Raw genomic sequence first — 21,334 nt, 5'->3', positions numbered from 1 at the left:
GGAGTGCCCCCGGGCCCGGTGAAGGGCCGGGCCCGGGGGCACTGCTGCCGGGGGCACTGCCGTGAGCGACGGTCAGTCGCGGTTCCCGTTCTCGGCGTCCTTGCCAGCGAAGGGTTCCGCCGCCTCGGTGACGGAGCCCGGTACCGCGGCTGCCGATCCCACCTGCGGAACGAAGGTGGGCCCGCCTTCCCTCTTGGTCTTCCAGCGCTCGTACCCGATGACCAGAACCACCAGGAAGAGCCCGAACAGGTTGGTGTGCCAGCTCTCGGAGACCAGCAGCAGTCCACCCGCGATCAGGGCCAAACGCTTGTACCACTGGAGGGGCCGGTCCAGGTAGCCGACGAGGCCGAGGGCGACCAGTGCCGCACCGATCACACCGGAGACAGCGGCCACAGACCCGGTGAACAGCGTGACGTCCTGGAGCAGGATGGCCGGGTTGAACACGAACATGAACGGCATCACGAACGCCGCGACCGCGATACGCACCGCGTAGAAGCCGGTCCTGATCGGATCGCCCCCGGAGATGCCGGAGGCGGCGTAGGCCGCCAGGCAGACCGGCGGGGTGATGTCCGCCAGCACACCGAAGTAGTAGACGAACAGGTGCGCCGACAGGATCATGGCCAGGGTGCGCGTGTCGAACTCGCCCTGCAGGACCGCGACGATCGCCGGGGCCGCCAGCGTGGCGGTGATGACGTAGTTGGCGGTGGTCGGCAGGCCGATGCCGAGGATCAGGCAGGCGAGCATCGACATGAAGAGGATCAGGAACAGGTCGACGCGCATGGAGGCCACCGCCTCGGCCCCGAACTCCGGACCCAGGCCGGCCCACGACAGCATCGGCGACACGGCGATCGCGGTGAGCAGGTTGGCCAACGCCGTGGTGACCGAATCGGCGATCCCCAGAAGACCGCGGCTGAGCTTCAGACCGAGGTCGGTGGTGGTGATCACACCGGCGATGATGCCCGCCGAGGCGCAGGCCACGATGATGGGGATGGCCAGCCGGGAGGCTCCGACCATGCCGTCCAGCAGGGTGTGCAGGTTCAGCCGGTCGTCACTGGTCTCCTTCCAGGCCCGGAAGGCCACGACCAGCACGATGCCGATCAACGCGATCCCCACGGAGACCACCAGAGCGGTCATCCCCCGGGCCAGGCCGGTCACCACGTTGTCGAGGACCCACACCAGTGCGGACGCCGCGACAGCGGCGATGATGATCGGCAGGGAGAGGCGCAGCGCGCTCGACACGACCTCACCGAACGCCCGGGGCCGCAGCCGTCCCTCGACCACCTTCCAGGGCATCGCGACGATCTGCGAGACCAGGTTGATTCCGACGGTCGCCAGAACCGCGCCCATCGCCGAGAACATCGGGGAGTAGCCCATGGAGAGAAGGGCGAAGATCGCGATGACCGGTGCCAACAGGTAGCCGCGCGTCAGCAGCAGCCGCCGCAGGTTCGGGAGCATCTCCTTGGGCAGGCCGCCGATGCCCATGCGCTTGGAGTCGTAGTGGACGACCACGTACTGCGACACGAAGAACATCACGGCCGGGATCGCCGCCGCGGTGAGGATCTGCTGGTAGGAGGCGCCGGTGAACTCGATCATGATGAACGCGCCGGCGCCCATGATCGGCGGCATGATCTGACCGCCCGTGGAGGAGGCGGCCTCGACGGCGCCCGCGTACTCGGGCTTGTAGCCGGACTTCTTCATCATCGGGATGGTGAAAGCCCCGTTGGACACGGTGTTGGCCACCGAGCTTCCGGTCATCGTGCCGGAGAACGCGCTGGTGACGATGCCGACCTTCGCCGTACCGCCGACGGAGGCGCCCGTGGCTCCGAGCGCCAGGTCGGTGAAGAACCGTTCCATGCCCGTGCGCTGCAGCATCGCCGCGAAGATCATGAACAGGAAGATGAACGTGGCCGAGATCCCCAGGGGGGTACCGAACACACCCTCGGTTCCGACATACAGGTTGGTGATGATCTGGTCCACGCTCGAACCCCGGTGCCGCAGGAACCCCGGCATCGCCTGTCCGAAGTAGGCGAAGGCCAGCAGAGCACCGGACAGCACGACCAGCGCCGCGCCGAGGACACGCGAGGCGGCGACCATGATCAGCAGGATGCCGATCGTGCCCACCATCACGTAGGTCGGGTTCATGATCCCGACGGTCCTGGCGATCTCCTGGTAGTTGACGAACATGTACATGCCGGCGAAGACACCCAGCGCGGACAGCACGATGTCGAACGCGGGCATCCCCATCACCTTCAGGGGCACGTGACGGGACGCCTGGACCAGGATCAGGATGAGCGCCGCCGGTCCGACCACGTTCCAGCCGGTGATTCCGGCCGAGAGCATGTAGATCAGGATCGCGGCGCCGGTGAGGCTCAGACCCCAGCGGCGGACCAGGGGCCAGAGGGCTTCGGGGAAGACTCGGGGGAAGCACAGGAAGCCGAGGGAAAGGGCCGTGGCGGCCAGGACCAGCACCAGGCCAAGGGTCGGCAGGAAGAAGAAACCACCGCCGGACTCGCTCGTGACCATGTCGAGGGAGATGAGCGCGGCGCCGACGAGAAGCGTCCAGCCCGCCCCCCGCTGGGCTCGGGAGGTGTCCTCGGACACTCCCCTGGCCCGGACGAGCCCGACAGCCCCGCCCAGAACGAGAGCCGCCACGACACCGAACAGCCACTGCGGCAGGTACAGGTACATGGCGGTGTTGGTGCCGGAGGCGGCGCCGACCATGAGGTAGGAGACCAGCAGGCCGCTGAACGCCATGCTCGCGCCGTAGAAGGGACCGCGCGCCCCTTCCGGACCGTGCTTGGTCGGGTACAGCAGGAAGACCAGGCCGAGGCCCAGAGCCAGGTGGAACGACCGCTGCTGCAGCGGCGGAAGAGTGCCCGTGAACGCGGTCCACAGGTGGAAGGTCGCCAGGACCAGAGCGGCGAAGAACACTCCCCAGCGCCAGATCGAGCTCAACCCGGTCCGGGTTCCCTCGACCCCGGTGTCCTCCGTGTAATCGTGCTTCTCGAGAGCCTGAAGATCCTCTTCGATGCCCTTGAGGGCCGCGGAGCCCGGCTCACTGACAGCGGTGCCCCCGCTGTCAGGCGTGTCGCCCCCGGGCGCTCCGGGGGACTTGTGGTCCGATGTCATCAGCTACGTCCTTGTCCTAGGCGGGGACCTCCCCGGCCGTCAGCTCACTCACCCGGATCACGCAGGTGCGTCCAGGTGTACAACTCGATCCTCGTGCCCGGTTCGGCGAGGTCCAGTAGGCGGATCTCCTTGTCTGCGACCACCAGACGGTGGTCGACGTCCCCGCTGCCGACCACCATCCTGACCGTCCCCAGGGGGCGCCCGTGGTGATCGGCGCGGTACCCGGAACCCACGCGTTCGAAGGTCGTCGTCACGCCGCCGATGGTTTCGGGCCCCGAAGGCAGGTTGGCGCCGTGCGCGTCGAACCGGATCTCCTCCATCAGCAACCCGTCGGAGACCGAGACCGAGTAGACCTCGTGTACCGGCCGCCGGTGCACGGAGTGCGTGTGGACGAGCTCGACGCGCTGGCCCAGCTCGACCGGCAGGCTCAGGAGCACGTCACCGGTCTCGTGTCCCCGAGCCCCGAACCAGGCGGGCCCGGGCCCGGCGGAGTCGCTCAACAGCACCGTCAGCATCAACAGAACCAGCACAAGCGCAGGGCCGCCCGGTATCCACCGGACGGCCCCGCCTTGGAGGATCATCAGTCGAGGACGCCCTGCTCCTCGAAGAACCGGGCCGACCCCGGGTGGACCTCGATGTCACCGAGACCGTCGAGAGCGGTCTCCAGCACCACCTGGCTACCGACGTCGTGGCCGATCGAACCCGCTTCCTCGTACATCACGCGGGTGAGCTCGTAGGCCAGGTCCTCGTCCAGGGCGGACGTGCTGTACAGGGTCGCCCACTGGGTGAGGGTGACGACGTCGTCGTCCTGACCGTTGTACGTGCCGCCGTCGATGGTGAGCGGGCTGTAGCTGGGGTCCTCCTCGATCAGCTGCTCGGCCTCGTCGCCGTCGACCGCCAGGATGCGCACGTCGTTGCTCGCGGAGACCTCCATGATGCCCGCGGCGGGAACCGACAGGATGCCGAACGCGGCGTCGACCTGACCGTCGCCGAGCGCCGTGGCCGCGTCGCCGAAGGTGCTGTCGAACGCGTTGATGTCGCTGTCCGGGTCCAGGCCGTAGGCCTCGAGGATCTGCCGGGCGGCCACCTCGGTACCGCTGCCGGGCGGACCGATCTCCACGTTGGCACCCTCGAGGTCCGCGATCGTCTCGATGTCCGAGTCGGCACGGACGACGACCTGCATGACCTCGGGGTAGATGTTGCCCATGGCGTACAGGTCGTCCGGGTTGGCCAGCGGCTCGTCCGCGAACGGACCGGTGCTGTTCTGGGCCTGCATCGCCACGCCGTTGACCGACATGATGAGTTCGCTCTGGTCGATCGCGCCGGCCTCGTCGTCCTCGGTGGCGCCTTCCAGAGCCCTGAGGTTCTGCACGGAGGCTCCGGTGGCGAACGTGTCCACCTGGAGGCCGTCGATGTTGTCACCCCACAGCTGGGCGATCTCACCACCGAGCGGGTAGTAGGTGCCGCCGGTGGAACCGGTCGCCAGCTGGAGGAACACTTCCTCCACGTCCCCGTCGCCGTTGCCGGAGCCCGGACCTTCGACGTCGTCCGGCGCCGCGCACGCGGACAACGCGACCACGCCGGCCGCGGCGATCGCCACGGAGATCCGAGCGGTCCTGCGTCCCTTGCTCATCGCTGGCATCCTCTCTAGCAGTTCGGTGACGATGTTCCCTCCCCGGGCGTTCGGCTCGGAATCGGCGCGAACCGACCCGTATCCGGAGCCACCCGATACCCATCTGCCACCACGTGATATCCGCGAAATCATAAACTCCCCACCCTGCCTCGCCTGTGTCACCGGCGTCACGAAAGGAAAACGATGTCCGGGTCGTGTTCACACTCCCGCTAAGCGTTACCGGACAAGGCTTGTCGGGTGAGTGACGACGCGCCGGAGCGGGCACGGCGGGGGTGACGGAAACCGGGAGCGATACAGGGTGGTTTTCGGCCTCCCCCAACCGGAACCTGGGCACTAAGGTCGACATGTCATCTGATCACACCCACGACCCATCCTGAGCGGGACATGTCTGAACTGTCGAGCCCCCACGGCTCCTGGCCATCACCCATCAGCGCCGGTGACGTCGCCCGAGGCGTGCACCAGATGGCGTACCCCTCCGTTCTGGGCGACGAGGTCTGGTGGGAGGAGTACCGCCCGGCCGAGGAGGGCCGTACGACGCTCGTGCGGCGCGACGCGGACGGTACCGTGCACGACCTGCTGCCCGACCCCTGGAGCGTGGGCACCAGGGTGCACGAGTACGGCGGCCGTTCCTACCTCCCGGTTCCCCGCCGCGACGACAAGGCCATCGCCCGCGTGGGCGTGGTCTTCGCCAACTCCGCGGACCAGCGCCTGTACCTGCTGGAACGCGGCGCCAGGGAACCCGTCCCGCTCACCCCCGAGCCCGTCGTGCCCGGGGCGCTGCGCTACGCCGACCCCTCGCTGAGCACCGACGGCAAGCAGCTGCTGTGCGTGCGCGAACAGCACGCGGAGGGCACCGCTCGCCGCTCGATCGTGTCGGTCCCGCTCTCCGGGCGGGCTGCCCAGGACCCGGCCGCGATCCGTGAGCTGGTCTCGGGAGCGCACTTCTACGCCTCCCCCACGCTCTCCCCGGACGGCACCCGCCTGGCCTACGTGCGGTGGAACCACCCGAGGATGCCCTGGGACGGCACCGAGCTGCGGGTGGGCGAACTGGCCGAGTCCGGACTGGTCGGGGAGTACACGGTCAAGGGCGGGGTGGACGAGTCCGTGCTCTCCCCCGTCTGGGCGGACGACGCCACGCTGTACCTGGCCTCGGACTGGCCGGGCTTCTGGAACCTCTACCAGGCCGGGCTCAAGGGCCAGGCGATCGCCCTCTACCCGGCGGAGGAGGAGTTCCACTCCCCGCCGTGGCGGCTGGGCGACCGCTGCTTCCGTGTGCTGGACTCGGGGAAGATCGTGGCCCTGCACGGCGACACCGCGATGCGGCCGAGCGTGTACGACCCCGACACCCTGGACCTGGAGCCGGTCAGCACCGAACTCACCTCGTGGTCACAGCTGGACTCGGACGGCACCAGCGTGGTGGCGATCGCCGCCTCGACGGACACCGCGGGCTGCCTGGTGCGGCTGGACCCGGTCCAGCGCACGGTGGAGGTGCTCCGGCGGTCCGTGGCGGAGCCGGTGGACCCCGCTTACCTGCCCGAACCGCACATAGAGACACTGCCGGGCCGCTACGGGGCGACGGTGCACGCCAACGTGTACCCGCCCACCAACCCCGAGGTCTCCTCCGACGGCCCGGCCCCGTACGTAGTGTGGGCGCACGGCGGCCCGATCGGCCATGCCAACCGGTCACTGGACCTGGTCAAGGCCTACTTCACCAGCCGCGGGATCGGTGTGGTGGACGTGGACTACGGCGGTTCCACCGGGTACGGGCGCTCCTACCGCAAGCGCCTGCACAAGGAGTGGGGCGCGGCGGACGTCGAGGACTGCACCGCCGCGGCCCGGGCCCTGGTGGAGCAGGGGCTGGCCGACCCCGAGCGCCTGGCCATCCGCGGCCCGAGCGCGGGCGGCCTCACCGCCCTGCTGGCGCTGACCGGGGACACCTTCGCCTGCGGGGTGTCGTACTTCGGTGTGGCCGACCTGCTGGGGCTGGTCGAGACCACGCACGACTTCGAGTCACATTTCCTGGACACCCTAATCGGAACGCTGCCGGGCTTCGTGGAGACCTACCGGGAGCGCTCTCCGATCAACCGGATCGGCGAGATCGACGTCCCGGTGCTGCTGTTCCAGGGCCTGGACGACAAGGTGGTCACCCCCGACCAGTCCTTCCGGATGGCGACGGCGCTGGGCGAGCGGCGGGTTCCGCACGCGCTGCTGGAGTTCGAGGGCGAGGCGCACGGATTCCGCACCGAGGCGGCGCGGGTGCGCACCCTGGAGACGGAGCTGGCCTTCTACGCGAAGGTGTTCGGCTTCGAGCCGGACGTGGCCCCGATGGAGCTGACCACCGAACCCCCCGAACCCCGCACCGCGGAGCCGGAGGACGACCTGCCCGTCGCCGAGCCGCTCCCCGAGGTCACCCCGGTCTCCGGTGTGACCGCCGGAACCGGCGAGCCGGTGGTCCGGGAACCGGTGGAGCACACTCCGGTCGAGAGGACGACGGCGGAGCGGGAGTGAGCGGCTCCGAGGCCCTCGCCCGGGTCCGGGACCGGCTGGTCGAACGGGCCCGGGCGGACGAGGCGGTGCTCGCCGCGGCCTTCACCGGTTCGCTCGGCATCGGTGACACCGACCGCTGGTCCGACGTTGATGTGGCGCTGGGCGTGGCTCACCCGCCCGAGTCCGTGGCGGCCGAGTGGACGCGGTGGCTGGACTCGGAGTTCGGGGTCCTGCACCACTGGGACCTGCCCACCGCGGACGCGCGGGTCATCCGGGTGTATCTGCTGGCCAACGGGGTGGAGGCCGATGTTTCCTTCCTCCCCGAGACCGAGTACGGCGCCCGTGGTCCGCGTTGGCGTGCGGTGTTCGGCCCGGACCCCGCACGCGAGCCCTTCCCCGCGCCCCAGCACGACCTGCTGGTCGGCCTCGCCTGGCACCACACCCGGCACGTACGCGTGTGCCTGGAGCGCGGACGCCTGTGGCAGGCCGAGCACTGGCTCGGCGCGCTGCGCACCCAGGTCATCAGCCTCTCCTGCCTGCGGCTGGGCCTGCCCACGGAGTACGCCAAGGGCGCCCACCTGCTCCCGGAGGAGTTCACGCGGTCGCTGGAACCGACCCTGCCCCGTTCCCTGACGGCCCCGGAGATCAGCCGAGCCCTGTCCGCCCTGGTCACGGTCCTCATCGGGGAACTGGAACACAGCGGCCCAGAAACCGCCGCCAAACTGGCCCCGACCCTGACCCACTGGGCCGACTTCCAGGGCACTCGGATGCCGCCCCTCAGAGGTAACGCACCGCGGTCGCCCGACGGGACAACAGACGGGCTCTGAGTTCCTGAGCCACGGCAGGGTGCCCACCCGCCCAGACGTTCCAGCCGAGTGCTTCGGGACCCGCGGGGTCAGAAGCCGGGGTGGTCCAGGTCGGCTTCGAAGCCTTCCTGCTCCAGTTCCTCGCGGACGATGCGGTAGGAGAGGCCCCCCGGGTAGCCCTTGCGGGCCAGGACGCCCAGGGCCCGGCGGATCCGGGCCTCCTTATCCTTGGTGCGGCTGCCCCGCAGGCTCTTGCGGGCCAGGGCACGGGCACCGTCCTGTTCGTCCTCGTCGCTGACCTCGGCGACCGCCTCGCGGACGGTCTCCTCCTCCACACCGCGGGTGCGCAGCTCCTGGGTCAGGGCACGGCGGGACAGGTGTCGGCTGTACTGCCGTGAGTTGACCCAGGCCTGGGCGAAGGCCGCGTCGTCGATCAGCCCGGCCTCGTCGAGGCCGTTGAGGACCTTCTCCACCACCTCGCCCGGGTACTCCTTGCGGTGCAGGGAGCGTTCCAGCTGGGCGCGGGTGCGCGGGGAGTGGGTGAGCATCCGCAGGACGAGGTTCCTGGCCTTGTTCTCCAGGTCTGCGTTGTCCTCGGTCTGCCCGTTACCGGGGTCCTCTCCGGGCGGGGCGGACCCGCCCGGAGGGGTTTCCTCGTCGGCGCTCACCGGATCGGTCTCGGCCGTTCCGGTACGGTCAGCTGACCAGCGCCGCTCACGCATCCGGGGCGGCGGCCTTGGTGGTCTTGGCGGCGGGGCGCTTGGCGGGGGCCTTGGCTTCCTCGGGCTTGGCCGGGTCGGCCTTGGCCTCGTCCTTGGCGGGGGCGGAGGCACTGTCATCACCCGAACCGGGAATGCCCAGCTTCTCCTTGATCTTCTTCTCGATCTCCTTGGCCACATCGACGTTCTCGCGCAGGAAGTTGCGGGCGTTCTCCTTGCCCTGCCCGAGCTGGGTGCCGTCGTAGGTGTACCAGGCGCCGGACTTGCGCACGATGGCGTGCTCGACGCCCAGGTCGATGAGGCTGCCCTCGCGGGAGACGCCGACACCGTAGAGGATGTCGAACTCGGCCTGCTTGAAGGGCGGCGCGACCTTGTTCTTCACGACCTTGACGCGGGTGCGGTTGCCGACCGCGTCGGTGCCGTCCTTGAGCGTCTCGATGCGGCGCACGTCCAGGCGGACCGAGGCGTAGAACTTCAGCGCCTTACCACCGGTGGTGGTCTCCGGGCTGTTGTGCACCATGACGCCGTCGACGAAGTAGTTGTGGTTGCCCTCCACCTCGATGTCGAACTTGTGCATGCTGCGGGTCTCCGGCTTGACCTGGATGTCCAGGATCTCAGAGGCCACCAGACGTTCCACCGGCTCGGAGAGTTCCGGGGCCACCTGGCATTGTCCCTGGTAGCGCGGCAGCAGCTTGTAGGCCATGGACTCGTGCACGTACGGCGCCACCAGCTTCTGGAACTGGGCGCTGGCCGCCGTGGTGAACTGGATGAAGTACTTGCGCGCACTGCCGCGTGCGACCAGCTTGACGTCAAGGTCGTGGGTATCGCGCAGGTAGTCGACGAGACGGTCTCGGGTCCCGGGGCTCATGGCCTCGACACAGATCTCGATGCGGCCGCTGCCACCCTCGGTTCGGGCCTGCACGCCCTTGGACCGCACGGTGAAGCAACCGTCGTCCATGTACCAGACAGCCAACGCCATCGGGGTGAGCGCCTTGATGTACTCCCAGCTCAGGTGCTTCTTTCCGTCCCCGAAGTACACGGCTTCACGCAACTCTGCGAGCTCGGGCAGCGGGGTGAAGTCAGCGAAGACCGCTTCCTTGTCATTGCTGGTCCGGCTGCACCCGATGTTGCCGAGCAGGGAGACCTTCCAGTCGAGGTAGTCGGCCTGCGCCGCCCCGTGCCCCATCCTGAAGCGCGTTCCGTCACGCCCACTGGTGTTGGGGGAGAGGTTTCCGTCGCCCATCAGGGAGCCGAAGACCACCTGTCGCTGCTGCTCGTTGAGGTAGTGCGTCTGCGCGGTGAGCACCCGGTCACCGGGAAGGAGCTCTCCGGCCTCACGCCATCCGCCCGGGGTCCGAACGAGGTGGTTGGGTGTCGCGGCGAACTGGGAGCGCCCGTTCTTGCCCGAACGGGCCACGGTGAACTGGAGGAAGTGGTCAGCCACGCCGTTGTCGAACCAGTTGACGACACGACGGGGGACGACCTCGTCCCGTTCGGGGTCGTAGGAGAGGACCTCCACGTCCATCTTCTGGTTGACGATCTTGCCGATCTTCTCCTGCGTACCGTCGGCGAGGGTCACCCGGGTGCTGTAGTTCATGCACCCGAACATCACCCCTACCTTTTCCCGGAGCTGGTTGATGAAGATCGCGGTGGTGCCGGTGGTGTGCAGGGCACCGGCGATCTTGCGCAGCGCCTGGGACATGAGCCGGGCCTGGAGGCCGACGTGGCTGTCGCCCATCTCGCCCTCGATCTCGGCGCGGGGCACCAGGGCGGCCACGGAGTCGATCACGATGATGGAGACGGCGCCGGAGCGGATGAGCATGTCGACGATCTCCAGCGCCTGCTCACCGGTGTCCGGCTGCGAGAGGAGGAGGTTGTCGGTGTCGACGCCGATCTTCTTGGCGTACTCGGGGTCCAGCGCGTGCTCGGCGTCCACGAAGGCGGCGATGCCGCCCATCTTCTGGGCGCTGGCCACCGCGTGCAGGGCGACGGTGGTCTTACCACTGGACTCGGGGCCGTAGACCTCGACGACCCGGCCCTTGGGCAGGCCGCCGATACCCAGGGCGACGTCCAGGGCGATGGCGCCGGTGGGGATCGCCTCGATCGGCGGGCGCTCGTCGTCGCCCAACCGTATGATGGAGCCCTTGCCGAACTGCCGCTCGATCTGCGCGAGCGCTGTCTCGAGAGCCTTGTCTTGGCCTGCTGCTGCCACGGGGTTCCCCTGTTGGGTTGATGTCTTTTTCTTCATGATGGAAAGACGCTACGCGGTCGGTACGACAATCACGACGTTCGACGTCCGGGTGCCGAAAACCCAGACTACCCGAACTCATGTTCGAAGTCCGGCGCAAACCCCGACCATCTCGGTTTTTACGTGTGGCGGGGTCGGGTGAGGTCAGCGGACGGAGGCGGGAAGGTCGAACGCGTCACACACGGCGCGCCAGACCTCCTTGACCCCGATGCCGTCGGCCAGCGCCTGGTTGATGGTGCGGGAGCCGAGCTGCTCGATGACGAAGTCCTTGGCGAGGCTGTGTGCGTAGCCCTCCCCGAACTGGGCGTGCATGTTGTTCCAGAAAGCTGTGAGTCTCATCGGCTCCAGTATGGGTGAACGGGGCAAGCGCCGGGGAGTTGTCCACAGGACGGGTCCGGGCGGTTCTCCGGCGGCCCCGGCCCCGGGTGTCCTCCCCCGGTCTGTCGTAGCCCTTGGGCAGACTGGCGGGATGAGCGGAGCGCGTGACCCCCTGGAACCCTTCGGAGCGGCGACCCGGGCCTGGTTCGAACGGGCCTTCCCGAACGGCCCCACCCAAGCCCAGACGCAGGCCTGGCGGGCGGTCTCGGCGGGCGACGACACCCTGGTGGTGGCGCCGACCGGCTCCGGAAAGACGCTGTCGGCCTTCCTGTGGTCCCTGGACCGGCTCACCCACGCGCCCGTTCCCCAGGACCGCGCCAGGCGCTGCCGGGTCCTGTACGTGTCACCGCTCAAGGCCCTGGCGGTGGACGTGGAGCGCAATCTCCGCCAACCGCTGGCCGGGATCGCTGCGGCGGCCGAGGCTTCGGGCGAGAGCCTGTCCCCGGTCACCGTGGGCGTGCGCACCGGGGACACCCCCGCCCAGGAACGGCGCCGGATGGCCGCCCACCCGCCGGACGTGCTCATCACCACCCCCGAATCCCTCTTCCTGGTGCTCACTTCCAAGGCCCGTGAAGGGCTGTCCGGGGTGGAGACGGTCATCGTCGACGAGGTGCACGCCCTGGCCGGGACCAAGCGCGGCGCGCACCTGGCACTGAGTCTGGAACGCCTGTCGGAGCTGCTGGACCGCCCGGCACAGCGGATCGGCCTGTCCGCCACCGTCCGCCCGCGCGAGACCGTCGCCGCGTATCTGGGCGGTACCTCAGCCGGACCAGCCACGATCGTCGCGCCGCCGGACACCCCGCACATGGAGCTGCGGGTGGAGGCCCCGGTCCCGGACCTGGACGATCCGGGCAGCCCGCCCGCGACCGCCGAGGGCCTGTCCCCGGACCCGCGCGCGGGCAACACCATGGCCCGGGGTTCGGTGTGGCCGCACGTGGAGCGCCGGGTCCTGGAGCTGGTCGAGGCGCACCGCTCCACCATCGTGTTCACCAACGGCCGCCGCACAGCGGAGAAGCTGTGCGCACGGCTCAACGACCTGTACGCCGAACGCGTCGACGGCGGTCTCCCCGCCGAGGAGGTCGCCGCGCAGGTCATCGCGCAGTCCGAACAGAGCCGGGGCGGGGCACCGGTGATCGCCCGCGCCCACCACGGGTCGATGTCCAAGGCCGAGCGAGCGCTCGTCGAGGACGACCTGAAGGAGGGGCGGCTGCGCTGCGTGGTGGCCACCTCCAGCCTGGAGCTGGGCGTGGACATGGGCGCGGTGGACCTGGTGGTCCAGGTGGCCGCTCCGCCGTCGGTGGCCAGCGGGCTCCAGCGGGTCGGGCGCGCGGGGCACCAGGTGGGCGAGACCTCGCGCGGGGTGTTCCTGCCTCAGTACCGGGGCGACCTGCTGGCGACCACCGTGGTGACCGAGCGAATGCGTGCGGGCGGGATCGAGCGGTTGGAGATGCCGCGCAACCCCCTGGACGTGCTCTCGCAGCAGGTCGTGGCGATGGTGTCCATGGACGATCGGCCGGTGGCGGAGCTGGCCGACCTGGTCCGGCGGGCGGCCCCCTTCGCCGATCTGGCCGACTCGGTACTGGTGTCGGTGCTGGACATGCTGTCGGGCCGCTACCCCTCGGACGAGTTCGCCGAGCTGCGCCCGCGGGTGGTGTGGGACCGCGAGGAGGACGTGCTGCGGGCCCGGCCGGGCGCCCAGCGGCTGGCGGTGATCAGCGGCGGCACCATCCCGGATCGGGGCCTGTACGGGGTCCACCTGGCCTCGGACAGCGGCGGAACCGGCGGGAGGGCGCCCACCCGGGTCGGTGAGCTGGACGAGGAGATGGTGTACGAGTCGCGGGTGGGCGACGTGTTCGTGCTGGGTTCGACCTCGTGGCGGATCGAGGCGATCACCGCTGACCGGGTGATGGTCTCCCCCGCGCCCGGGCGGCCCGGCCGGATGCCGTTCTGGAAGGCGGACGCGCTCGGTCGCCCGGTGGAGCTGGGAAAGGCGGTCGGCGCCATGACCCGTGATCTGGCCGGACGCGACCGCGATGCCGGGCGTGAGCTGGCCGCCGCGGCGGGGCTGGACGGGTGGGCCGCCGACAACCTCGTGGAGTACGTGGCCGAGCAGCGGGAGGCCACCGGGAGTGTGCCCGACGACCGCACGGTGGTGATCGAGCGCTTCAAGGACCAGGTGGGCGACTGGCGGGCGGTGGTGCACTCCCCGCTGGGCGCACGCGTGCACGCGCCGTGGGCGCTAGCCATCGCCGGGCGGATGCGCGAGCGGTTCGGTACGGACGGTCAGGTGGTGCACGGCGACGACGGGATCGTGCTGCGCCTGCCGGACGTGGAGTTGGGCGGGATCGGCCGGGCGGGCGAGCTGGCCGACCTGGTGTCGATACCCCCGGAGACGGTGGAGGCGCTGGTCACCGACGAACTCACCGGGTCGGCGCTGTTCGCGTCCCGGTTCCGCGAGTGCGCGGCGCGGGCGCTGCTGCTGCCCCGGCAGCGCCCGGACCGGCGGATGCCGCTGTGGCAGCAGCGGTTGCGGTCCCAGCACCTGCTTTCGGTGGCGGGCCGGTACGGGTCGTTCCCGATCGTGCTGGAGACGGTGCGCGAGTGCCTGCGGGACGTGTTCGACGTGCCCGCGCTGGCGGAGGTGCTCTCCGACGTGCGGGCGCGGCGGGTGCGGGTGGTGGAGGTGGAGACCCGGCGGGCTTCGCCGTTCGCCCGGTCGCTGCTGATGGAGTACACGGCGGCGTTCTTGTACGAGGGGGACGCCCCGGCCGCCGAGCTGCGTGCGCAGGCGCTCACCCTGGATCCGTCGCTGCTGGCGGATCTACTCGGCAGCGCGGACCTGCGGGAGCTGCTGGACCCGGAGGTGGTGGCGCACACCGGCGCCCTGTTGCAGCGGCTGGCCGCCCCGGTGAAGGACCTGGAGGGCGCCGCCGATCTGCTGCGGGAGGTGGGCCCGCTGAGCACCGCGGAGGCGGCCGAGCGGGGTGCGCGCCAGGAGTGGCTGTCCGAACTGGCGTCGGTCGGGCGCGCGGTGCGGATGCGGGTGGCCGGGTCCGAACGCTGGTGTGCTGTGGAGGACGTGGCGCGGCTGCGCGACGCCCTGGGCGCCGAACCGCCGCCCGGGGTGCCTGCCGTGTTCCTGGAACCGGTGGCGGCACCGGTGGCGGACCTGGTGTCCCGGTACGCGCGCACGCACGGGCCGTTCACCTCGGCGGAGGCCGCTGAACGGCTGGGTCTGGCCGCGGACGTGGTGGAGGGCGCGCTGCGGGAGATGGTCCGGCGCGGCCGGGTGGTGCGGGGCGGGTTCCGGCCCGGCGGCGCGGGCACCGAGTGGTGTGACGACGACGTGCTGCGCCGGTTGCGGCGGGGGTCGGTCGCCCGGCTGCGTCGGGAGGTCGAGCCGGTGGCCCCCTCGGGGCTGGCCCGGTTCCTGCCGCTGTGGCAGCGGGCCGTGCCGGGTGAGCGGCTGCGCGGCCCGGACGCGGTGTTCGAGGCGGTGGAGTCGTTGCGGGGCGCGCCCCTGGTGGCGTCAGCTTTGGAATCGACGGTGCTGCCCGCACGGGTGGAGGGCTACTCCCCGGCCGGGCTGGACGCGCTCACCCAGGCCGGTGAGGTCGTGTGGGCCGGTACCGGGACGCTGCCGGGTGAGGACGGCTGGTTGGCCCTGGTCCCCGCGGATGAAGCACCTTTGCTGCTGCCCGAACCCTTCTCTCCCCAGGAGGGCACACTGGCCGACACCATCCTGGGGGTGCTGCGGGAGGGCGGGGCGCTGTTCTTCCGTGACGTCGCCGACCGGGTGGCCCGGGCTCTGGGCGGGGCGGTGGTCTCCGACGCCGAATTGGTGACGGCCGTGTGGGAGCTGGTGTGGTCGGGCTGTGTCACCAACGACACCCTGGCCCCGCTGCGCGCGGTGCTGGGCGCCGGGCCCGCGCCGCGCCGGTCCTCCTCCCGCGCCCGGCGGCGCCCGGTGATGCCCACCCGTTCGGGCCCGCCCACGGCGGCGGGCCGCTGGTCGGCGCTGCCGGTGCCCGATCCGGACCCCACCCGGCGCACACTGGCCCGGGTGGAGGCCCGGTTGGAACGCGACGGGCTGCTGCTCAAGGGGCGGCAGGGGCGGGGCATCTCACCGGACGAGTACCGGGTGCTGCGGTCGATGGAGGAGGCCGGACAGGTCCGCCGGGGCTACTTCGTGGAAGGGTTGGGCGGTGCGCAGTTCGCCCTGCCCGGCGCGGTGGACCGGCTGCGGGCCGTCTCCGGTGCGGAACCCGGTGCCCCCGAAACCCCGGTGGTGCTGGCCGCCACGGATCCCGCGAACCCGTTCGGAGCGGCGCTGGCCTGGCCGGCCGGTTCGGAGGGCATCGGTCAGTCGCACCGCCCGGGCCGCACGGTGGGAGCGCTGGTGGTGATCGACGGCGGCCGACTCACCCTCTACCTGGGCCGGGGCGGGCGCTCGGTGCTGACCTTCGGTTCGTCTCCGGCGCTGCTGGATCGGGCCGCCCGCGCCGTGGCGGAGCTGGTGCGCACGGGTGCGGTGGAGTCGTTGACGGTGGAGCGCGCGGACGGCGCGGAGGTGTTCGGCACCCCGGTGGACACCGCACTGGTGTCGGCGGGCTTCCACGTGACCCCGAAGGGTCTGCGCCTGCGCCGCTGAACCCCGAAGGCCCGCAAAACCCCTGGCAGAATCCGCCGGGTTCCGCGAGGATCACCCCCTGGCCTGCGAACAGACAGTGTGGGGGTGGCCTTGTCAGCCGTGATCCGTCCGATGGAACCCGGGGACGCCGACGAACTGGTGGAGGTCTCCCTGGCGGCGGACACGCTTTTCGCCGACGCCGGGCTCGAACTCCCGCCGGACGATCCCCGGGAGATGCTCGGCCACGTGGAACGGGTGCTGGTGGCCGTGGCCGAAGGCCGGGTCCGCGGACTGGCCGCGACCGTCACCCTGGACGGGACCACCCACCTGGAACAGCTGGCCGTCCACCCCGACCACGGGCGGCGCGGGACCGGCGGGGCCCTCCTGGAAGCGGTCTGCGCCGACGCGGCCGACGCCGGGCGCGACCGGGTCACCCTCACCACCTTCCGGGACCTGCCCTGGAACGGACCCTGGTACGAGCGCCGGGGCTTCGCCGTGCTCCCCCGGGCGGAATGGGCCCCGACCTGGCCCGTCAGTGGGAGGCAGAGGAGGCTGCCGGGATCATGGTCCGTCCCCGGACCGCGATGGTCCGGGCGCTGCCGGTCCGCTGACCCCGGCTGCCGCCCCGCCGCCAACCTCTGCCTGAGTGCGGCTTTCGCACCAGCACTCACCTGCGGTTTTGTCCGGGTTCAGGAGTTTGGGAAGATGGGTGCATGGTCCCCACTGATCCCCCCGATCCCTCAGGTCCCACTCAGAACCTCTCCGAGCACGGCCCGCGCAGGTCCGTGGGCCGCTACGAGCTCCTGAGCGAACTGGGTAGCGGCGCCATGGGCACGGTGTGGCGCGCCCATGACACCGGCCTGAACCGGGTGGTCGCCATCAAGGAGGTCCACCTCCCCTACGACATGCCGCCCCGCGAGCGCGAGCGCGCCCGGGCGCGGGTGGTGCGCGAGGCGCAGGCGGCGGCGCGGATAGCCCATCCGTCGGTGGTGACCGTGCACGACGTCCTGGAGGAGGACGGCGTCCCCTACATCGTCATGGAGCTGCTGGACGGCGAGTCGCTGAGCGACCGGCTCAAGCGTTCGGGGCCCATGAGCGAGGCCGAGGTGGAGCGGATCGCCCGCCCGCTGCTGGGCGCCCTGTGGGCCGCGCACAGGGCCGGGGTGATCCACCGCGACGTCAAGCCCGCCAACATCATGCTCACCGAGGACGGCGCACGCCCGGTGCTGACCGACTTCGGGATCGCCAACCTGCCCGACCACGGGGGCACGGCGCTGACCGGTACGGGGACCATCCTCGGTACCGCGGCCTACGCGGCACCCGAGCGGTTGGAGAACGATGAGACCAGCGCGGTCTCGGACCTGTGGAGCCTGGGCGCGACCCTGTTCGCGGCCCTGGACGGGGAATCGCCCTTCAAGCGGGACACGCTCACCTCGACCCTCACCGCCGTTCTGACCCAGCCCGTACCGCCGGTGCCCGCCGGTGGCCGGTTGGCCTCCGTGGTGGGCCGACTGCTGGAACGGGACCCGCGGCGACGCCTGCTCCCGAAGCAGGCGCTGACCGTGCTCGACGCCCCCGAGGCCGAGCCGCACCGTTCGGACTCGGGTCCGAACCACCCCGTGGGCGCGAACACGGCGGCGGCCGCTGCCTCCTTCGTTTCCCCGCCCGCGGCCACCGCTGCTCCCGTGTCCCCATCAGCCCCGGCTCCGCGGCGGTCACGTGCGCCGTTGTGGATCGGCGGCGCCGCGGTCCTGGCCCTGCTGGTCCTGGTCGGGCTGACCCTGCGCGCCGTGCTGCCCGGTTCCGAGGGGGCCGAGGTGGCCGCCGACGGCGTTCCGGCCGCACAGGAGCCGTCCCCGACGCCCTCTCCTTCCCCGAGTGAGGAACCCACCGCCGAGACGACCGAGCCGGTCACCGACGACACCCCCGAGGGCTTCGTGCACCACGACGACGGCGTGGTCGAGTTCGTCCTGCCCGAAGACTGGGAGGTCCGGGACGGTGATGCCGGCGGCGGGGGCAGCTCGGCGGTCCGGTTGACCTCCCTGGAGCTGGAGACCGGGGTGGAGACCGGTACGGCGACGGTCGTGGTCACCGAGTACGACTTGCTCGTCTACGACGCCGAGGGCGCGATGCGGCGGATGCAGACGCTGCTCGAGGAGGACGACTCCTACAGCGACGTGGAGCAGCAGCGGCTGGAACCGGTGCGGGTGCCCCCCGGGATGGAGGGCGCCGTGTACGAGGTGCTCTTCCACCACGAGGAGCGCGAGGTGCCAGGCCGCTGGATGTTCTCCAAGTCGATCACCGACGAGGACCGCCGCCTGTCCTACCGGCTGAGCTTCAACTTCCCCGCCGAACTGCGCGAGGAGTACCAGGACGACTTCCAGACGATGATCGACTCCTTCTCCCCGGGCCCCGGCGACGGCTGAGCGGGCCGTGGGCGGACAGCGCTCCGCGCCCCGGCGGGTGAGGGCGCCGGGGCGCGGACCGCTGTCCTGACAACTATCGAGACTCCAGGGTCAGACCGTGGAGGAGAACACCTCGTCGCGCGCGTGTTCCAGGGCGTGCAACAGCGCGCCCCGCACGACCGGACTGCCCTCGACCGAACCCAGGGCCACCTCGGTGACGTTGGGCGCTATCCGCGCGGTGGCCGCCTGGACCCGCTCGGCGAGCTTGGCGCCGCCCGCCTTGGCGACGTCGCCGCCCAGCACGACCAGCCCGGGGTCGATGATCACGCTGACCGCGGCCACACCCCGGGCGAGCCGGTCGGCGAAGGCGTCGAGGAAGGCGTCGCTCTCGGGGCTGTCGGAGGCCGAGGCGGCGGCGACGACCTCGGTGACGTCGCCGCCGGTGATCCCGTGCTCGGCGGCGAGCCTGACCACCTGCTTGGCCTTGACCAGGGCCTGGAAACCGTGCGGCAGTTCCCGGTCCCCCTGGTCCTGGAGGGACTCGTATCCCCCGGACAGGCCGAGGTCCACCGGCATCGGCGCGCCGGGCACCGGCAGGTAGCCGATCTCGCCCGCGCCGCCGGAGCGTCCGCGGTGGATGCGGCCGTCGATCATCGTGGACATACCGACACCGCCCGCGGCGCTGAGCCAGATGAGCACGAACTCGTCGACGCCCGTGGCCGCACCCTCGGAGTGCTCGGCCAGGGCGGCCAGGTTGACGTCGTTCTCGAGCATGACCGAACGCTTGAGGTCGGCGCGCAGGGCCTCCAGGACGCCCTCGTGCCAGGACATGAGGTCGAAGGAGAAGCGGATGTCGCCGGTGCGGGGGTCGACGACGCCGGGGGTGCCGATGACGCAGGCCCGGACCTTGTCCAGGGGGACCCCGGCGGTCTCGACCAGGCGCATCACGGCGGTGTGCACGAGGGCGACGGGGTCGTCGGAGGCGCTGGGGTCGACCGTGACGTCGCTGATGATCTGGCCGGTGATGTCGGCGATGGTGGCGGTGACCCGCCCCGCGCTGACGTCGAGTACCGCCACGTAGGCGCTCTCGGGGACCACGGCGTAGAGGGCGGCGTTGGGTCCGCGCCCGCCCGCCCGGCTGCCGACGACCCGCACCAGGTCGCGTTCCTCAAGACGGGACAGGAGTTGGGAGGCCGTCACCTTCGACAGGCCGGTCCTCGTCCCTAGCTGGGTCCTGGTCAGCGGACCACCGGATAGTAGGAGTTCCAGTGCTGCGCGGTCGTTGAGCTGGCGCAGCAGCCGGGGAGTCCCCGGACGTTGAGACATAACCGTGACACCTCACCCTGTTTTTATTAGGAAAGTTTCCTGTTAATTTAGCTCACAACCTCACAGGAGGTCACGTCCCGGCAGGTCCGCAACGATATTCGGACCACCGGTACCCGCGCCGGAGGGGCGGCCCAAAGCAGTGCAGTGCTGTCTCAGCACACCCCCACCAGAGACATCGAGACAACCGGATCTGTCCATGATCCCAGGTTGTCTCGGGCACAGGCGCCGAGCCCCGGCGCGTGGTGCGAAGGGAGATAGGTTCACATGAGGTTCCCCAAGATCGCCTTGGCTTCGGCCGTGGTCATGCTCGCGGCCGCCTGCGGCGGTGGTTCCGATGACGGCGACGGCGGCAACGCTTCCGGCGACGCACCCGACACCCTGACCGTGTGGCGCATGGGTGACGCCAGCGAAGACCAGAACGCCTTCATGGACACGGTGACCGAGCAGTACCAGGACATCCACCCGGACACCGACGTCGACGTCCAGTGGATTCCCTGGGGCGAGTTCAGCCAGCGTTTCCAGACCGCTATGGTCTCCGGCGGCCCCGACGTCGTCGAGATCGGCAACGACCAGGTCGCCACCTGGGCCGATGCCGAGGCCCTCTACGACGTCTCCGAGTACGTCGAAGGCTGGGACGAGGCAGAGGACCTCCTCGAAGGAGCGTTCGCGAACGGCACCTTCGGCGACGCCCAGTACAGCGTGCCCTGGTACAGCGGCGTCCGCGCCCTCTGGTACAACACGGACTGGCTCGACGAACTCGGCCACGAGGCACCGGAGACCTGGGACGATCTGCTCGAGGTCTCGGCGGATATCGAGGACGAGTACGGCGTTCCCGGTTTCGCCGCACCGACCGACTTCATGAACGGCATCGCCAGCTTCGTATGGGCCAACGGCGGCGACTTCGCCACCCAGGAGGGTGGTGCGTGGGTCGGCCAGCTCGAGTCCGACGCCACCTCCGAGGCCCTGGAGTTCTACGCGGGTCTCACCGTCGACGGTGTCTCCCCGAGCGCCTGCATCGGCCTCAACGAGGTCGACTGCGCCCACGCCGACTTCGTCAACCGTGAGATCGGCATGTTCATCGACGGCCCCTGGGCCAAGCCCCAGCTGGAGGAGCTCAACGACGAGCACGCGGACCAGTGGGCCACCGCGCCCATCCCGGGCACGGACGGCATGGCCCCCGCCTTCGGCGGCGGCTCCGACCTCGCCGTGTGGGGCACCTCTGAGTACCCCGAGGCCGCGTTCGACTACATCACCGTGCTGAACAGCAAGGAGAACGCCCTGCCTTACAACGAGGTGTCGTCGATGTTCCCGACGTTCGAGGACGTCCTGGAGAGCGACGCCTTCCAGGAGGACCCGGTTCTGGCCGGTGCCGCCACCCAGGCCACCGGTGACCTGCGACTGTTCCCCGACACCGCCAACTGGGGCCACGTCCAGTGGGAGCTGGCCACCATCCAGAACGCGGTGCAGCGCCTGGCCGAGGGCGAGTCCGCGGACGACGTCCTCCCCGAGCTGAACGAAGAGCTCACCGAGGCGCTCAACCGCGACGAGGAGTAGCCACCACCGCGTGTTCGCC

At 70.5% G+C, this 21,334-nt stretch carries 12 protein-coding genes and 1 pseudogene; 6 read left to right on the top strand and 7 right to left on the bottom strand.

All coding sequences use genetic code 11. The features are described from left to right. Positions 1–72: 72 nt before the first annotated feature. The 3 genes from NE857_RS10430 to NE857_RS10420 are packed head-to-tail and all read right to left on the bottom strand — an operon-like array spanning position 73 to position 4,762. Positions 73–3,129, bottom strand: a complete 3,057-nt coding sequence (locus tag NE857_RS10430; protein WP_254420811.1) for a TRAP transporter permease — start codon at positions 3,127–3,129, stop codon at positions 73–75. 44 nt (positions 3,130–3,173) lie between these two features. After that, positions 3,174–3,659, bottom strand: a complete 486-nt coding sequence (locus NE857_RS10425) for a DUF1850 domain-containing protein (protein ID WP_254420810.1) — start codon at positions 3,657–3,659, stop codon at positions 3,174–3,176. 50 nt (positions 3,660–3,709) lie between these two features. Beyond that, on the bottom strand, positions 3,710–4,762 hold the full coding sequence (locus NE857_RS10420) for a TAXI family TRAP transporter solute-binding subunit (RefSeq protein WP_254420809.1): 1,053 nt from the start codon (positions 4,760–4,762) through the stop codon (positions 3,710–3,712). Between the two features lie 384 nt (positions 4,763–5,146). Between NE857_RS10420 and NE857_RS10415 the strand changes: the two genes are divergently transcribed. Both NE857_RS10415 and NE857_RS10410 read left to right on the top strand, forming a co-directional pair. Next, the gene (locus tag NE857_RS10415) at positions 5,147–7,270 is read left to right on the top strand and encodes a S9 family peptidase (protein WP_254420808.1); all 2,124 of its coding nucleotides are present in this window, start codon (positions 5,147–5,149) and stop codon (positions 7,268–7,270) included. Beyond that, positions 7,267–8,076: a hypothetical protein gene (locus NE857_RS10410; RefSeq protein ID WP_254420807.1), complete on the top strand. Its 810-nt coding sequence runs from the start codon at positions 7,267–7,269 to the stop codon at positions 8,074–8,076. The genes NE857_RS10415 and NE857_RS10410 overlap by 4 nt, the downstream gene beginning before the upstream one ends. Positions 8,077–8,144: 68 nt before the next feature. On the opposite strand, the gene NE857_RS10405 is transcribed toward NE857_RS10410, so the two are convergent. From NE857_RS10405 to NE857_RS10395, 3 genes are all read right to left on the bottom strand, one after another. Next, complete coding sequence (locus tag NE857_RS10405; RefSeq protein WP_254420806.1) at positions 8,145–8,777, bottom strand: regulatory protein RecX; 633 nt, start codon at positions 8,775–8,777, stop codon at positions 8,145–8,147. Then, entirely contained in the window at positions 8,770–10,986 is a 2,217-nt protein-coding gene (gene recA, locus NE857_RS10400) for an intein-containing recombinase RecA (protein WP_301184324.1), read from the bottom strand. The genes NE857_RS10405 and recA overlap by 8 nt, the downstream gene beginning before the upstream one ends. Before the next feature lie 180 nt (positions 10,987–11,166). Next, complete coding sequence (locus tag NE857_RS10395; RefSeq protein ID WP_026116346.1) at positions 11,167–11,361, bottom strand: DUF3046 domain-containing protein; 195 nt, start codon at positions 11,359–11,361, stop codon at positions 11,167–11,169. A gap of 130 nt (positions 11,362–11,491) precedes the next feature. Here NE857_RS10395 and NE857_RS10390 point away from each other — a divergent pair, with 130 nt between their 5' ends. The 3 genes and pseudogenes from NE857_RS10390 (at position 11,492) to NE857_RS10380 (ending at position 18,456) form a co-directional block, all read left to right on the top strand. Beyond that, on the top strand, positions 11,492–16,051 hold the full coding sequence (locus tag NE857_RS10390; RefSeq protein ID WP_254420804.1) for an ATP-dependent helicase: 4,560 nt from the start codon (positions 11,492–11,494) through the stop codon (positions 16,049–16,051). 111 nt (positions 16,052–16,162) lie between these two features. Beyond that, positions 16,163–16,641: pseudogene (locus NE857_RS10385) on the top strand (GNAT family N-acetyltransferase). 102 nt (positions 16,642–16,743) lie between these two features. Beyond that, positions 16,744–18,456 carry a serine/threonine-protein kinase gene (locus NE857_RS10380; protein ID WP_254420803.1) on the top strand — a complete coding sequence of 571 codons (1,713 nt, stop codon included), beginning with the start codon at positions 16,744–16,746 and terminating at the stop codon, positions 18,454–18,456. 90 nt (positions 18,457–18,546) lie between these two features. Here NE857_RS10380 and NE857_RS10375 read toward each other — a convergent pair whose 3' ends face one another. Beyond that, entirely contained in the window at positions 18,547–19,761 is a 1,215-nt protein-coding gene (locus NE857_RS10375; protein ID WP_254420802.1) for an ROK family transcriptional regulator, read from the bottom strand. 264 nt (positions 19,762–20,025) lie between these two features. Here NE857_RS10375 and NE857_RS10370 point away from each other — a divergent pair, with 264 nt between their 5' ends. Beyond that, on the top strand, positions 20,026–21,315 hold the full coding sequence (locus tag NE857_RS10370; protein ID WP_254420801.1) for an extracellular solute-binding protein: 1,290 nt from the start codon (positions 20,026–20,028) through the stop codon (positions 21,313–21,315). Positions 21,316–21,334 lie beyond the last annotated feature (19 nt).

It is taken from the genome of Nocardiopsis exhalans, from assembly GCF_024134545.1.
GTDB classification, from domain to species: Bacteria; Actinomycetota; Actinomycetes; order Streptosporangiales; family Streptosporangiaceae; genus Nocardiopsis; species Nocardiopsis exhalans.
The sequence above is the reverse complement of the archived record's forward strand: the minus strand, read 5'-3'. Positions and strand labels throughout refer to the sequence as shown.

Bases quoted from the DNA above. Each gene is read 5' to 3' on its own strand.
- NE857_RS10430 (WP_254420811.1), bottom strand. From the start codon at position 3,129: ATGACATCGGACCACAAGTCCCCCGGAGCGCCCGGGGGCGACACGCCT.
- NE857_RS10420 (WP_254420809.1), bottom strand. From the start codon at position 4,762: ATGAGCAAGGGACGCAGGACCGCTCGGATCTCCGTGGCGATCGCCGCG.
- NE857_RS10415 (WP_254420808.1), top strand. From the start codon at position 5,147: ATGTCTGAACTGTCGAGCCCCCACGGCTCCTGGCCATCACCCATCAGC.
- NE857_RS10405 (WP_254420806.1), bottom strand. From the start codon at position 8,777: ATGCGTGAGCGGCGCTGGTCAGCTGACCGTACCGGAACGGCCGAGACC.
- NE857_RS10395 (WP_026116346.1), bottom strand. From the start codon at position 11,361: ATGAGACTCACAGCTTTCTGGAACAACATGCACGCCCAGTTCGGGGAG.
- NE857_RS10390 (WP_254420804.1), top strand. From the start codon at position 11,492: ATGAGCGGAGCGCGTGACCCCCTGGAACCCTTCGGAGCGGCGACCCGG.
- NE857_RS10380 (WP_254420803.1), top strand. From the start codon at position 16,744: ATGGTCCCCACTGATCCCCCCGATCCCTCAGGTCCCACTCAGAACCTC.
- NE857_RS10375 (WP_254420802.1), bottom strand. From the start codon at position 19,761: ATGTCTCAACGTCCGGGGACTCCCCGGCTGCTGCGCCAGCTCAACGAC.
- NE857_RS10370 (WP_254420801.1), top strand. From the start codon at position 20,026: ATGAGGTTCCCCAAGATCGCCTTGGCTTCGGCCGTGGTCATGCTCGCG.